At 62.6% G+C, this 14,055-nt stretch carries 11 protein-coding genes; 7 read left to right on the forward strand and 4 right to left on the reverse strand.

The window, feature by feature from the left end; translation table 11 throughout:
- Nucleotides 1-69: 69 nt before the first annotated feature.
- The 5 genes from ASE80_RS03390 to ASE80_RS03410 all read left to right on the forward strand — a co-directional run bounded on the left by ASE80_RS03390 (nucleotide 70) and on the right by ASE80_RS03410 (nucleotide 5,720).
- Complete coding sequence (locus ASE80_RS03390; protein WP_017139492.1) at nucleotides 70-1,134, forward strand: putative 2-aminoethylphosphonate ABC transporter ATP-binding protein; 1,065 nt, start codon at nucleotides 70-72, stop codon at nucleotides 1,132-1,134.
- A gap of 1 nt (nucleotide 1,135) precedes the next feature.
- Entirely contained in the window at nucleotides 1,136-2,860 is a 1,725-nt protein-coding gene (locus ASE80_RS03395; protein ID WP_056857667.1) for a putative 2-aminoethylphosphonate ABC transporter permease subunit, read from the forward strand.
- A 22-nt stretch (nucleotides 2,861-2,882) separates the two neighbouring features.
- Nucleotides 2,883-3,899, forward strand: coding sequence for a putative 2-aminoethylphosphonate ABC transporter substrate-binding protein (locus tag ASE80_RS03400; RefSeq protein WP_056857668.1), 1,017 nt, complete (start codon nucleotides 2,883-2,885; stop codon nucleotides 3,897-3,899).
- Between the two features lie 133 nt (nucleotides 3,900-4,032).
- On the forward strand, nucleotides 4,033-5,166 hold the full coding sequence (locus ASE80_RS03405) for a TIGR03364 family FAD-dependent oxidoreductase (protein ID WP_056857669.1): 1,134 nt from the start codon (nucleotides 4,033-4,035) through the stop codon (nucleotides 5,164-5,166).
- Complete coding sequence (locus ASE80_RS03410) at nucleotides 5,163-5,720, forward strand: phosphonate degradation HD-domain oxygenase (RefSeq protein ID WP_056857670.1); 558 nt, start codon at nucleotides 5,163-5,165, stop codon at nucleotides 5,718-5,720. The genes ASE80_RS03405 and ASE80_RS03410 overlap by 4 nt, the downstream gene beginning before the upstream one ends.
- On the opposite strand, the gene ASE80_RS03415 is transcribed toward ASE80_RS03410, so the two are convergent.
- A complete protein-coding gene (locus tag ASE80_RS03415) occupies nucleotides 5,717-7,084 on the reverse strand; it encodes a DUF3482 domain-containing protein (RefSeq protein ID WP_056857671.1) in 1,368 nt (455 codons plus the stop codon). The two genes, ASE80_RS03410 and ASE80_RS03415, sit on opposite strands and share 4 nt — an antisense overlap.
- Nucleotides 7,077-8,456 carry a DUF2868 domain-containing protein gene (locus ASE80_RS03420; protein ID WP_056857672.1) on the reverse strand — a complete coding sequence of 460 codons (1,380 nt, stop codon included), beginning with the start codon at nucleotides 8,454-8,456 and terminating at the stop codon, nucleotides 7,077-7,079. The genes ASE80_RS03415 and ASE80_RS03420 overlap by 8 nt, the downstream gene beginning before the upstream one ends.
- Before the next feature lie 69 nt (nucleotides 8,457-8,525).
- On the opposite strand from ASE80_RS03420, the gene ASE80_RS03425 reads away from it, so the two are divergent.
- Complete coding sequence (locus tag ASE80_RS03425; RefSeq protein WP_056857673.1) at nucleotides 8,526-9,038, forward strand: dihydrofolate reductase; 513 nt, start codon at nucleotides 8,526-8,528, stop codon at nucleotides 9,036-9,038.
- Nucleotides 9,039-9,133: 95 nt separating this feature from the next.
- On the opposite strand, the gene ASE80_RS03430 is transcribed toward ASE80_RS03425, so the two are convergent.
- A complete protein-coding gene (locus tag ASE80_RS03430; RefSeq protein ID WP_017139481.1) occupies nucleotides 9,134-10,525 on the reverse strand; it encodes an L-cystine transporter in 1,392 nt (463 codons plus the stop codon).
- A 241-nt stretch (nucleotides 10,526-10,766) separates the two neighbouring features.
- Here ASE80_RS03430 and ASE80_RS03435 point away from each other — a divergent pair, with 241 nt between their 5' ends.
- Nucleotides 10,767-11,825, forward strand: coding sequence for a hypothetical protein (locus ASE80_RS03435; protein ID WP_056857674.1), 1,059 nt, complete (start codon nucleotides 10,767-10,769; stop codon nucleotides 11,823-11,825).
- Nucleotides 11,826-12,068: 243 nt separating this feature from the next.
- Here ASE80_RS03435 and ilvD read toward each other — a convergent pair whose 3' ends face one another.
- Entirely contained in the window at nucleotides 12,069-13,910 is a 1,842-nt protein-coding gene (gene ilvD / locus ASE80_RS03440) for a dihydroxy-acid dehydratase (protein WP_017139479.1), read from the reverse strand.
- Between the last annotated feature and the right edge of the window lie 145 nt (nucleotides 13,911-14,055).

Consider the following 14,055-nt stretch of genomic DNA (forward strand, 5'->3'; position numbering starts at 1 on the left):
CCTTTCTGCCACAAGAGGGACGCATTGCCCGCCTAGCATGGCCTTCATCAGTTTGATGAGGTGCCTTGCATGAACACAGCCCTGACCCAACCCGGCGCGCCAATGAAGGTGCGTGGTATCCAGAAACGCTTCGGCGCCTTCACCGCGCTGGACAACGTGTCCCTGGAAGTCGCTGCCGGCGAGCTGGTGTGCCTGCTAGGCCCGTCCGGTTGCGGCAAGACCACCTTGCTGCGCTGCATCGCCGGCCTGGAGCGCCAGGACAGCGGTGAGCTTTACCTGGGCAACCGTGATGTGTCCCTGCTGCCGCCGCAGGCGCGGGACTACGGCATTCTGTTCCAGTCCTACGCGCTGTTTCCCAACCTGACCGTCGAAGCGAACATCGGCTACGGCCTCACCGGCAGTGGCCGCGACGAAGTACGCAAGCGTGTCGGGCAGATGCTTGAACTGGTCGGCCTGGTCGGCAGCGAAAAAAAGTACCCCGGCCAACTCTCCGGCGGCCAGCAACAGCGCGTGGCCCTGGCCCGTGCCCTGGCGCCGGCGCCGTCATTGCTGCTGCTGGACGAACCCATGTCGGCCCTCGACGCCCGTGTGCGTGAGCATCTGTGCACCGAGCTGCGTCAACTGCAACGGCGCCTGGGCATCACCACGCTGATGGTCACCCACAACCAGGACGAGGCCATGCTGATGGCCGACCGCATCGCCGTGATGAACAACGGCAAGGTCGAGCAGTACGCCACGCCCCAGGAAATCTACGACCGCCCGGCCACGCCGTTTGTGGCGGAGTTTGTCGGCCAGGGCAACTGGCTGCCGTTCAGCCGCAGCAGCGACAGCCATGCCCAGGTCGGCGGCCTGCACATGCGCCTGGATGACAGCGCCAGCAAGGCCAAGTCCGGCCGCTTGTTCTGCCGCCCGGAAGCCATCAGCGTCAACCCGCTGGTGCATGAAGAAAACCTGTTTCCGGCCAAGGTCCGCGAGATCACCTTCCTCGGCAACCGTTGCCGCATGAGCTTTGAGCTGGAGCAATTGCCCGGCCACCCGCTGTTGGCCGAACTGGCCCCCGAAGCCATGCCGCGCCTGGGCGCGCAGGATATCTGGGTGGCTTTGCCGCCGCGCAGCCTGCAGGTGTTTGCCTGAGATGGCTGCCGATATGAGTCTGCCGATACCCGACCACGTGGCTCGCCAGGTTTCCCGCGCTGAGCTTGGCGACCGCATTTTTGTGGTCGGCGGCAAACTGCTTTGGTTACTCCTGCTGGGCATTGCGGTGTTGTTGCCGTTGCTGGCGATTTTCTGGCGCGGCTTCAGCAGCGAAGCTGGGCAGGGCGGCGGCCTGGTCGCGGCGCGGGAGCTGGTAACCAGCGAAAACTTCCATTGGCTGTTGGGCAATAGCCTGAAAGTGTCCCTCAGCGTGGCGGCTATTGTCGTACCGCTGGCCTACCTGTTTGCCTACGCACTGCAACGCACACTGATCCCCGGCAAGCCGATCTGGCGCGGCCTGTCACTGCTGCCATTGATGGCCCCGTCGATGTTGCCGGGTATTGCGCTGGTCTATCTGTTCGGCAACCAGGGGATGTTGCGTGGTTTGCTCTCGGACAATATCTACGGCTTTTGGGGCATTGTGCTGGGCGAAGTCATCTACACCTTCCCACATGCCCTGATGATTCTGCTGTCGGCGCTGTCCCTGGCGGATGCGCGCCTGTTTGATGCCGCATCGAGCATGGGCGCAAGCTCCGCCCGGGCGTTTCGCAGCATTACCTGGCCGGCCACGCGTCAGGCGGTATTCGCGGCGTTTTGCCTGGTGTTCACCCTGACCATCACCGACTTCGGCGTGCCCGTGGTGGTGGGTGGCGATTATCAGGTGTTGGCGCTGGAAGCCTATAAGGCGGTGGTTGGCCAGCAACAGTTCGGTCGCGGCGCCTTGATCGGCATGGTGTTGCTGTTGCCGGCGCTGTTCAGCTTTGCTGTGGATGCCTGGCTGCGCCGCCGGCATGGTGACGCCATGAGCGGCCGCGCCCAGGTGTTCCAGCCGGCGCCATCGCGCTTACGAGATGGCTGCTACCTGGCGATTGTGTTGTTGATCTGCGCCGTGTTACTGCTGGTGTTCGGCATGGCGGTGTACTCCTCGCTGGTGAAGTTCTGGCCGTACAACCTGTCTTTATCGCTTAATCACTACCAATTTGAAGACACGGCCGGCGGCGGCTGGCTGGCCTATCGCAACAGCCTGACCATGGCCCTGTGCACAGCGCTGATCGGCAGTGTGCTGATCTTCACCGGCGCCTATCTGATGGAAAAGACCAAGGGCCAGAAAGGCCTGAACCTGGCGCTGCGCATGCTCAGCTTTGTGCCGATGGCTGTGCCGGGCTTGGTGCTGGGCCTGGGTTACGTGTTCTTCTTCAACCTCAACGGCAACCCGCTGCATGTGTTCTACGGCACCATGACGTTGCTGGTGGTGTGCACCATTGCGCACTACCTTACCACCGCGCAAATGACCGCAACCACCGCGCTGCGCCAGTTGGATGCCGAGTTCGAAGCCGCTGCGCTGTCCCTCAAGGCGCCGCTGTACCGCCACTATCTGCGTGTCACCGTGCCGATCTGCCTGCCCGCGTTGCTGGACATTGTGCGCTACCTGTTTGTGTCGGCGATGACCACCGTGTCCGCCGCGATCTTCCTCTACAGCCCCGACACCATCCTCGCCGCCGTCGCCGTGCTGAACATGGACGACGCCGGCAATGTGGGCGGCGCTGCGGCCATGTCGACCCTGATCCTGTTCACGTCGGCCGGCGTCTCGCTGCTGCTGGCGTGGGCCTCACGTGGCGCCTTGCGCCGCTCCCAAGCCTGGCGCCAAACCGCGCCCGGCCAATAAAAATCCCTGAAGGAGGTGCTCCATGTTCAAGCCCTTGGCCCTGGCCGCTGCTCTGCTCAGCGCATTCAGCCTGAATGCCTTTGCCGCCAAAACCGAGTTGACGGTGTACACGGCCCTCGAAGCCGAGCAGTTGAAGACCTACAAACAGGCCTTCGAAAAAGCCAACCCGGATATCGACATCAAGTGGGTACGTGACTCCACCGGCATCATCACCGCCAAGCTGCTGGCCGAAAAAGCCCGCCCGCAGGCGGATGTGGTGTGGGGGCTGGCCGCGTCCAGCCTGGCGATCCTCGACCAGCAAGGCATGCTGGATAACTATGCGCCCAAGGACTTGGACAAGATCGGCAAAAACTACCGCGACGCCGCCAACCCGCCGGCCTGGGTCGGCATGGACGTGTGGGCTGCGACCATCTGCTTCAACACCGTCGAAGCCGAGAAACAGGGCCTGACCAAGCCGGTGAGCTGGCAAGACCTGACCAAGCCTGAGTACAAGGGCAAGATCGTGATGCCTAACCCGGCGTCGTCCGGCACCGGCTTCCTGGATGTGAGCGCCTGGCTGCAGACCTTCGGCGAGAAGCAGGGCTGGCAGTACATGGACGACCTGCACCAGAACATCGGCCAGTACGTTCACTCCGGTTCCAAGCCTTGCAAACTGGCGGCTTCCGGGGAGTTCCCGATCGGTATTTCGTTTGAATACCCGGCCGTGCAGCTCAAACGCCAAGGCGCGCCGCTGGACATTATCCTGCCCAAGGAAGGCCTGGGCTGGGACATCGAAGCGACTGCCGTGATCAAGGGCACCAGCCACGCCGATGCGGCGAAGAAACTGGCCGACTTCTCCGCCAGCCCCGCGGCGATGGAGCTGTACAAAGACAACTTCGCCGTTCTCGCCCAGCCGGGTATCGCCAAGCCGCAGACCGAATTGCCGGCTGACTACGAGCAGCGTCTGATCAAGAACGACTTCGCCTGGGCCTCGAAAAACCGCGACAGCATCCTGACCGAATGGCGCAAGCGTTATGACGGCAAGTCCGAGAAGCAGTAACTGATGATGATCGTTCCCACGCTCCGCGTGGGAATGCCGCCCTGGACGCTCCGCGTCCGCTCTTGGAAGTCGTGACGCAAAGCGTCACTGGATGCATTCCCACGCAGAGCGTGGGAACGAGAGGAATATCTTCATGACACAACACAGCGACCTGCTGATCATCGGCGCCGGCATCCTCGGCCTGTCCCACGCCTACGCCGCCGCCAAACGCGGCCTCAAGGTCAAGGTCTTCGAGCGCAGCGCCACACCGCTGGGCGCCTCCGTGCGCAACTTCGGCCAGGCACTGGTCACCGGCCAACCCCCTGGGCCGATGCTCGATCTGTCGCTGGAAAGCCGCGATATCTGGGCGCACTGGGCACAGGTGGCCGGTATCCAGCTCAAGCGCAACGGCTCGTACCTGTTCGCCCGCACCGAAGCCGAAGAGCATCTGCTGGAAGCCTTCTGCGCCGGCCGGGCGCAGGAGCACGGCTACAACGTCGAGCTGCTGCAAGGCGCGGCGCTGAAAGACCTGTATGGCGGCCAGTTCCGCCATCACCGCGCGGCGCTGCATGGCAAGGATGATCAGCAACTGTATTCGCGCGAGGCGATCCCGGCGCTGATCAATTATCTGGCCCAGGAACTGAACGTGCAGTTTTACTTCTCCACCCTGGTGCGTGATGTTGAGCCTGGCCAAGTGCACACCACCGCAGGCAGTTTTCGCGGCGAGCAGGTGGTCGTGTGCTCCGGCCATGACTACCAGACCTTGCTGGCGGAACCCATGGCCGAACTCAACCCGAGCATCTGCCGCCTGCAAATGCTGCGGGCCCGGCCTGCGCTCAACCTGAACCTTCAACACGCATTGCTCACGGGCCTTAGTTGCCTGCATTACGGCGCGTTTGCCGACTTGCCGGAAGCAGCGCCAGTGCAGGCGCAGATCCTGCGCGAAGCGCCGCATTTGCAAGCGCACGGCATTCACTTGTTGATCAGCCCGACGCCCCATGGCGAGCTGATCATCGGCGACTCCCATGACTACGGCAGCGATGCATCACCGTTCAATGCCGAGCAAGTCGATGACTGGCTGATCGAGCTGGCGGAGCAGACGCTGGGCTGCAAAATCCAGGTGGTCGAACGCTGGCAGGGTGTTTATGGCTCACGCGGCCCGGCACCGTTTTCCTTCCTGCGTGCGGCGCCGGGCGTGAGCGCGGCGTTGATGCACTCCGGCGTGGGCATGAGCGTGGGACCGGCGATGGCCGAGCGAAATATCACAGCATTGTGGGGAAGCGCATGAAGAACCCGGAACAGGCCATCGCCGACATCTTCGGCTTGTACGAACAGCACGGCGCGGCCGACTACATCGGCGAGCCGGTGTCGCAGATCGAGCACATGTCCCAGGCCGCGCAGTTGGCCATGGCCGAAGGCTTCGACGATGAGGTGGTACTGGCCGCGTTTTTCCACGACATCGGGCATCTCTGCGGGCAGGGCGGTGAGAACATGGGCGGCTATGGCGTGGTCAGCCACGAGCGCCTGGGTGCGGATTATCTGCGCCGCGCAGGCTTCAGTGAACGCATGGCCAAGCTGGTGGAGTATCACGTGCAAGCCAAGCGCTACCTGACGTTCAGCCAGCCGGTCTACTACGCACGCTTGAGTGAAGCCAGCCGCCGCACTCTGGGTTATCAGGGCGGCGTGATGACGGCAGAAGAGGCGCGGGCCTTTGAGCAAGACCCGTTGTGCCACGTCAGCCTGCGCATGCGCCACTGGGATGAGCAGGCCAAGCAAATACACGTGCCGGTGCTCGACCTTGAAGTGCTCAAGGTCAAGGCGCGGCAGTTGCTGGCGGCTTAGGTTTCGTCCAGGCGCTGGGCAAGGGCTTCAACCTGTTCCTGGCGCTCGGCCTGGCTGAGTTTGGCATGAGGGTTGAGCGACGACCATTGCGGGTGGGCACGGGCTTTGTGCAGCGCCTCCGGCAACTTGCCTTCGCGCCAGGTTTTGTCCTGCGGCGTGTCGACTTTGATGCTGTGCATCGCCGCATGGCCGCGCAGGTTCAGAGCCTTGAGCAGTTGGCGTTGGCGCAGGGCAAGCAGGCGTAAAACGCTGTCGTCGACGGTCAGTTCGCGCTGGCCTTTGATCTTGCCCAGCAGGCGGCTGCCGTAGCTGCGTGCAGTTTGCAGCGCACCACCGGCAATCGCACCGGCGAGAGCCGCCGCGCCCAGGGTCAGGCCGCCGACCAATAGGTCCACACCCGCCCCGGCGGCGGCACCTGCGGCGATCCCGCCGCCGACGCGCACGCCAAGTTGCTTGAGGGTTTCCGGGTTGAACAAATCATCGCCCCAGCGCCCGTCCAGCAGCGGCAAGTCGCTGGCGGCGGCGTCCTGCGGGCGGAAGCCGAACAGGTTGAGCAACGCCTCCACACACTTTTGCTCGCGCTGGCGCACAGCCTTGCGCAAGTCGCTGATGGCTTGCTGCTCATCTTCGGTGATCACACTGCGCCGGCACGCGGCGCAGTCGATCAACAACTCGGCGATCAAGCGTGCGGCGCTTTGCTGACGGGCCTGGCGTTGGGCTTGCTGATCGAGGATCAGGCGTTCCAATTGCGGCCGTGAGTTTTCCAGCAGCAGGGCCAGGCTTTCATACAAGCGGCGCTCGCCGTCTTCCGGCGGCGCCACGCTGTCGAAGCGCACCAGCGCATGCAGGCCGAGGCGGGCCAGGGCTTCGCGCCAGTCCGGCTCGCGGTGGTCGCTGCTGCTGACGAAGTTGAGCACCGGCAGCAATGGTTTACCGCAACTGGCCAGCACTTGCAGTTCGTCGCGGTACTTGGCCAGCACCGGTTCGCGGGCGTCGATCACGTACAAACCGGCGTCCGAGGCCAGCAGTTGGCGCAGTACTTTGGCTTCCTGTTCGAAACGCTGGCGGGCTTCGCTGCCTTCCAGGAACCGCGCCAGGCGAGCCGGGCCATCGAGGCGCTCGCCGGGGCGGTCCAGGCGTTCGAGGTAATCGAGCAACGCGATGGCATCTTCCAGGCCGGGCGTGTCGTACAGCTCCAGCAAGGCTTCGCCGTCTACCGACAAGCGCGCGCCTTCGACATGCCGCGTGGTGCTGGGGCGATGGGAGACTTCGCCAAAGCCCACATCACGGGTCAGCGTGCGCAGCAGCGAGGTTTTGCCGACATTGGTGTGGCCGACCACGGCGAGCTTCAGTGGTTTAGTCATGACCGGTCTCCAGCCAGTTCAGCGGCGCACAGTCGGCGAAAGGCAGCTCCAGCTGTTGCAACGCGGCGTGCCAGTCGCCCAGGCGCTCGGCGTCCAGCGCCTGCCCGGGTGGCGCTTGCAACAGCCATACGCGGCTGGCGGTGGCGCTGCGGGCCAGCTCGGCGATCAGCGCCAGGCTGCCACGATCCGGCGAGCGACGCGGGTCACAGGCGATGGCCAGGCGGGCGGGCGGGAAGCGCGTGAGTTGTTCCAGCAGTTTGTTGCGCGATTCACGACTGTCGAGGATGCCGGCGTTTTTGATGCTGCTCGGCAGCTTGGGCGGCCAGGGGTGCTGATCGTCGAGTTCGATGGCCACCAGCAGGGCGCCGTCGCTTTCCAGTTCGCTGATGCCGCCGGTGACGTGATGCAGCTGTTCAGGCGCGGCGTCATTCACGCCGAGTCGCTCGCTGCTCGGCATCAGGCGTTCGCGCAGTTGGCTGTAGCCAGGCAGGTTGAGGTCCAGGCGCAACGCAGCGCGCCCGCGTTTCCAGCGCCACAGGCACAGCAACGCGAGGAGCAATCGGGGCAGCAGGCCGTACACCAGCAGCACGCCGACCAGCCACGCGGCCCAGGCCTGGCGGGCGCTTTCGATATTCAAGGCGGAGTCGCCGCTGGCGCGGATCATCTCCACCGTCGGCACATTAAAGCCCAGCAAGGCGGGCAAGCTGCCGAGGGCTTGGGTCACGGCAACAAAGGTATCGGCGCCGAGGATGGTGGTTTCCCACACAAAACCGTAGCGCCGCGTGGCCAGCAGTGTCAGCAGAATCACCAGGGCGCTGAGCAATGCCAGCAGCCACAGGCTGTTGACCAGCACTCCCACTGCCCAACGGTTGAGTTTCTGGCGCTGCAACAACAACAGCAGCGCGGGGGCTAATTGTGCGGCCTTGGCATCGCGGGCAAGTTTTTCGCTGAGCCACAACCACAGCCGCCCGAGGCTGGCGCTGTGTTCACCGGCAAACAGCAAGCCCAAGGCCCAACTGATTAACAGGATCAGGTTCAAGCCGAGCAGGCTGCCCAGGGCCCAGAACACATTCACCGGCGTCAGGCCATTACCCAAGGCGGCAAAGGCCAGACCGGCACCACTGATCACGGCGACTACCGCCAGCAGCACCAACGCCAAACGCGCGCCTTGCAGCCAGCGGGTGAGGGCGGCAGTCAGCCCATCGCGCTCGGCCAGGTGCAGGGCGCGCTGTTGGATGCGCGTGGGCAAATCGCCACCGGCCGTGCGGGCCAAGCGGTTGGCTTCCAGGTCTTCCAAGGGGCCTGCGTGTTCTTCGCGCAGGCGCACGGTTTCGGTCAGCCAAAGTGTATGCAGCGGGTTCAGAGCAGTCACGCGCCGTCCTGTTGAGCAAGTGAGCTTGGAGCATAACCGCAGAGTCGCGGCTCTGGTATTCTCGTCGGCATGAAAAAAACTCTCCCTTTAAGCCTGATCGCAGCCCTCGGTGAAAACCGCGTGATCGGCGTCGACAACAGCATGCCCTGGCATTTGCCGGGGGATTTCAAATATTTCAAGGCCACCACGCTCGGCAAGCCGATCATCATGGGGCGCAAGACCTGGGATTCCCTGGGCCGACCGTTGCCGGGGCGCCTGAACATTGTGGTCAGCCGTCAGACCGGCTTGGCGCTGGAAGGTGCGGAAGTTTTTCCGTCACTGGACGCGGCGGTTGAGCGCGCTGAAGCCTGGGCGCTGGAACGGGGCGTGGATGAGCTGATGCTGATCGGCGGTGCGCAGTTGTATGCGCAAGGGCTGGAGCAGGCGGATCGCCTGTATTTGACGCGGGTGGCGTTGAGCCCGGAAGGCGATGCGTGGTTTCCGGAGTTTGACTTGAACCAGTGGAAGCTGGTTTCAAACCTGGAGAATCCAGCTGAAGGTGATAAGCCGGCGTACAGCTTCGAAGTCTGGGAAAAAGCTTAAAAGCATCGCAGGCAAGCCAGCTCCCACACTTGAATCGGTTTCCTCAGGAGAACTCGGTCAACTGTGGGAGCTGGCTTGCCTGCGATAGCGGTCTATCAGACCTGCGCTAATTCCGCATGCTCATCAGCATCCAGCAGCGCTTTATCCGTCTGCCCCATGATCTGGCTGGTAATCGCTCCGGCGGTCATCGAACCATTCACGTTCAACGCCGTGCGGCCCATGTCGATCAGCGGCTCCACGGAAATCAGCAGCGCCACCAGTGACACCGGCAAGCCCATCGCCGGCAGCACGATCAGCGCGGCGAAGGTTGCACCGCCGCCCACGCCTGCCACGCCGGCCGAACTCAAGGTCACAATCGCCACCAATGTTGCGATCCACAGTGGGTCCAGCGGGTTGATGCCGACGGTCGGTGCAACCATCACCGCCAGCATGGCCGGATAGAGACCGGCGCAACCGTTCTGGCCGATGGTGGCGCCAAACGAGGCGGCAAACCCGGCGATGGATTGCGGAATGCCCAGGCGACGGGTCTGCGCTTCAATGCTCAGCGGAATGGCGGCTGCGCTGGAGCGGCTGGTGAACGCAAATGTCAGCACCGGCCACACCTTGCGGAAGAACCGCAGCGGGTTGATCCCGGCCAGCGACAGCAGCAGGCCGTGCACCACAAACATCAGGCCCAGTGCCAGGTACGAGACCACCACAAAGCTGCCGAGCTTGATGATGTCTTGCAGGTTGGAGCCGGCGACTACCTTGGTCATCAGCGCCAATACGCCGTAGGGCGTCAGCTTCATCACCAGGCGCACCAGGCGCATGACCCAGGCTTGCAGGGTGTCGATGGCGTTGAGCACTTTCTGGCCCTTTTCCACGTCATCCTTGAGCAGTTGCAGCGCGGCAACCCCCAGGAATGCAGCGAAAATCACCACGCTGATGATCGACGTCGGCTTGGCGCGCGCCAGGTCGGCAAACGGGTTGGCCGGCACGAACGACAGCAGCAACTGCGGGATATTCAGGTCGGCCACCTTGCCCGCGTAATCACTCTGGATCACTTGCAGGCGTGCCATTTCCTGGGTGCCGGCCACCAAGCCTTCGGCGGTGAGGCCGAACAGGTTGGTCAGGCCGATACCGATCAGCGCCGCAATCGCGGTGGTGAACAGCAGCGTGCCGATGGTCAGGAAGCTGATCTTGCCCAGGGACGAAGCGTTGTGCAGGCGCGCCACGGCACTGAGGATCGAGGCGAATACCAGCGGGATCACGATCATTTGCAGCAGTTGCACGTAGCCATTGCCGACCAGATCAAACCAACTGATCGAGGCTTTGAGCACGGGGTTGCCGTCGCCGTAAATGGTGTGCAACACCGTGCCGAACACCACGCCCAATACGAGGGCAAACAGCACCTTCTTGGCGAGGCTCCAGTTAGTGCGACGGGTTTGTGCCAGGCCCAGCAACAGGGCCACGAACACCAGTAAGTTGAGAATCAGGGGCAGATTCATTGAAGCTCCGTTGAGAAGGCAGCCAATCGCGCGAGCCTGCGATTGCGAACCGGGAAGCCTAACAGTTTGAAATATATTGATTTAATACCAATATGGAATGGTCACTGTCGTTTTTGGAATAAGCATTTGGCGCTCAGGCACATGCCCTTGGCGTTATCACGACGCAAGCGGTCGTGCTCGGGCGATAACTGTCATACAGATTTGTTAGCGTCGATGTCTTTCACTCAGGGATAAAACGCTTATGAAGCTCGCGCCAAAACTACTTGCCGCTGCCTTCTGCCTCGGCCTCGTCGGCCAGGCATTTGCCGCCACCGAGTTGAAACACTGGCCGGCGCCCGCCGCCGAGCAACTGAACAAGATGATCGCCGCGAATGCCAACAAGGGTAACTTCGCGGTGTTCGACATGGACAACACCAGTTACCGCTACGACCTCGAAGAGTCCTTGCTGCCCTACATGGAAAACAAGGGCCTGATCACCCGCGAGAGCATGGACCCGTCCCTGAAGCTGATGCCATTCAAGGACACCGCCGACCACAAGGAAAGCCTGTTCAGCTACTACTATCGCCTCTGCGAAGTCGACGACATGGTTTGCTACCCGTGGGTTGCGCAGATTTTCTCGGGCTTCACCCTCAAGGAACTCAAGGTCCAGGTGGACGAGCTGATGGCTTCCGGCAAGCCGGTGCCGGTCACCTACTTTGAAGGTGACGTGGTGAAGAAATCCGAGGTGCAGCCGCCGAAAGTCTTCACCGGCCAGGCCGAGCTGTACAACAAGCTGATGGAAAACGGCATCGAAGTGTATGTGATGACCGCCGCGTCCGAGGAATTGGTGCGGATGGTCGCCGTCGATCCGAAGTACGGCTACAACGTCAAACCCGAGAACGTGATTGGCGTGAGCACCTTGCTCAAAGACCGCAAGACTGGCGAGCTGACCACGGCGCGTAAGCAGATCACTGCGGGCAAATATGACGAGAAAGCCAACCTTGGCCTCGAACTCACCCCGTACCTGTGGACGCCGGCAACCTGGATGGCCGGTAAACACGCGGCAATCCTGACCTACATCGACGAGTGGAAAAAGCCGGTGATCGTCGGCGGTGACACACCGACCAGCGACGGCTACATGCTGTTCCACGATGTGGACGTGGCCAAGGGCGGTGTTCACTTGTGGATCAACCGCAAGGACAAATACATGACCCAGCTCAACGGCATGATGGCCAAGCATGCAGCGGCCCAGGCCAAGGAAGGGCTGCCGGTGACGGCGGATAAAAACTGGGTGATCGTGAAACCTGACGAGATTCAGTAATACCGAGGCGCCTGCTTCGCGAGCAAGCCCGCTCCCACATTCGACCGCATGCTCATGTTGGAACTCGGTCAAGTGTGGGAGCGGGCTTGCTCGCGAAAGCAGTGTGCCAGGCCATACATGAGTCGGCTGGCCCACCGCCATCGCAGGCAAGCCAGCCCCCACAGTAGATCTCTGTTGTCTGGGGGACTTTCTTCAGGCAAAAAAATGCCCCGCACGTGGCGGGGCATATTTTATGGGCGGGGCTTACAGGCCGTCGAGCATCGCCTTGTTACGTACAGCACCCTTGTCGGCACTGGTGGCCAGCAGGGCATAGGCTTTCAGCGCGGTGGTGACTTTGCGCGGACGCTTCTCCACCGGCTTCCAGCCTTTCTTGTCCTGCTCGACGCGGCGTGCAGCCAGCTCTTCGTCGCTGATCAACAGGTTGATCGAGCGGTTCGGAATGTCGATCAGCACCTTGTCGCCATCCTGTACCAGGCCAATCGCACCACCGGCAGCAGCTTCCGGCGAGGCGTGGCCGATGGACAGCCCCGAAGTACCCCCGGAGAAACGGCCGTCGGTGAGCAGGGCGCAGGCTTTGCCCAGGCCCTTGGACTTCAGGTAGGACGTCGGGTAGAGCATCTCCTGCATACCCGGGCCGCCTTTCGGGCCTTCATAGCGGATGATCACGATGTCGCCTTCTTTCACTTCGTCGGCGAGGATGCCGCGCACCGAGCTGTCCTGGCTTTCGTAGATCTTGGCGCGGCCTTCGAACACGTGGATGGATTCATCCACACCGGCGGTTTTCACCACGCAGCCGTCGAGGGCGATGTTGCCGTACAGCACGGCCAGGCCGCCTTCTTGCGAGTAGGCGTGCTCGACACTGCGGATGCAGCCGTTTTCACGGTCGTCGTCCAGAGTTTCCCAGCGGGTCGACTGGCTGAACGCGGTTTGCGTTGGGATGCCCGCCGGGCCGGCCTTGAAGAAGTGATGCACCGCTTCGTCGTCAGTCTGGGTGATGTCCCACTTGGCGATGCCTTCGGCCAGGGATTTGCTGTGCACGGTCGGCAGGTCGGTGTGCAACAGACCGCCACGGGCGAGCGAGCCGAGGATCGAAAAGATCCCGCCGGCGCGGTGCACGTCTTCCATGTGGTACTTCTGGATGTTCGGCGCGACTTTGCACAGTTGCGGCACGTGGCGGGACAGGCGGTCGATGTCGCGCAGGTCGAAATCGATCTCGGCTTCTTGCGCCGCGGCCAGCAAGTGCAGGATGGTGTTGGTGGAACCGCCCATGGCGATGTCCAGGGTCATGGCGTTTTCGAACGCCTTGAAGTTGGCGATATTGCGCGGCAGCACCGACTCATCGTTCTCGGTGTAGTAACGCTTGCACAGCTCGACGATGGTGCGGCCAGCCTGCAGGAACAGCTGTTCGCGGTCACTGTGGGTGGCGAGCGTGGAGCCGTTGCCCGGCAAGGCCAGGCCCAGGGCTTCCACCAGGCAGTTCATCGAGTTGGCGGTGAACATGCCGGAGCACGAACCGCAGGTCGGGCAGGCGCTGCGCTCGTATTCCGCGACCTTCTCGTCAGAAGCGCTGGAATCGGCGGCGATGACCATGGCGTCGACCAGGTCGAGGCCGTGGGACGCGAGCTTGGTCTTGCCGGCTTCCATCGGGCCGCCGGAGACGAAGATCACCGGGATGTTCAGGCGCAGGGCGGCCATCAACATGCCAGGGGTGATCTTGTCGCAGTTGGAAATGCACACGATGGCGTCGGCGCAGTGGGCGTTGACCATGTATTCCACGGAGTCGGCGATGATCTCGCGGCTCGGCAGGGAATACAGCATGCCGTCATGGCCCATGGCGATGCCGTCATCCACGGCGATGGTGTTGAATTCTTTGGCGACGCCACCGGCGCGTTCGATTTCGCGGGCGACCAGCTGGCCCAGGTCCTTGAGGTGGACGTGGCCCGGTACGAACTGGGTAAACGAGTTGGCAATCGCGATGATCGGCTTCTTGAAGTCGTCATCTTTCATCCCCGTGGCACGCCACAGTGCGCGCGCGCCGGCCATGTTGCGGCCGTGGGTGGATGTTTTCGAGCGGTAATCTGGCATGGAGCACTCCGGGCGGCTAATCAGGTAACTACTAATCAGGTACTACTGGGGAGTGAGCTTCTATTGACGTCTGGAACACTCAGAAATAGCCGTGTGTCCGGAAGTTGCCGCTCACGTCGCGGGATCGCCGCACGTGTGGGCCTTG

Source organism: Pseudomonas sp. Leaf15 (assembly GCF_001421425.1).
GTDB classification, from domain to species: Bacteria; Pseudomonadota; Gammaproteobacteria; order Pseudomonadales; family Pseudomonadaceae; genus Aquipseudomonas; species Aquipseudomonas salomonii.

Coding starts and splice junctions, on each gene's coding strand:
- ASE80_RS03425 (WP_056857673.1), top strand. CDS start 8,526: ATGAAAAAAACTCTCCCTTTAAGCCTGATCGCAGCCCTCGGTGAAAAC.
- ASE80_RS03435 (WP_056857674.1), top strand. CDS start 10,767: ATGAAGCTCGCGCCAAAACTACTTGCCGCTGCCTTCTGCCTCGGCCTC.
- ASE80_RS03405 (WP_056857669.1), top strand. CDS start 4,033: ATGACACAACACAGCGACCTGCTGATCATCGGCGCCGGCATCCTCGGC.
- ASE80_RS03430 (WP_017139481.1), bottom strand. CDS start 10,525: ATGAATCTGCCCCTGATTCTCAACTTACTGGTGTTCGTGGCCCTGTTG.
- ASE80_RS03390 (WP_017139492.1), top strand. CDS start 70: ATGAACACAGCCCTGACCCAACCCGGCGCGCCAATGAAGGTGCGTGGT.
- ilvD (WP_017139479.1), bottom strand. CDS start 13,910: ATGCCAGATTACCGCTCGAAAACATCCACCCACGGCCGCAACATGGCC.
- ASE80_RS03395 (WP_056857667.1), top strand. CDS start 1,136: ATGGCTGCCGATATGAGTCTGCCGATACCCGACCACGTGGCTCGCCAG.
- ASE80_RS03415 (WP_056857671.1), bottom strand. CDS start 7,084: ATGACTAAACCACTGAAGCTCGCCGTGGTCGGCCACACCAATGTCGGC.
- ASE80_RS03400 (WP_056857668.1), top strand. CDS start 2,883: ATGTTCAAGCCCTTGGCCCTGGCCGCTGCTCTGCTCAGCGCATTCAGC.
- ASE80_RS03410 (WP_056857670.1), top strand. CDS start 5,163: ATGAAGAACCCGGAACAGGCCATCGCCGACATCTTCGGCTTGTACGAA.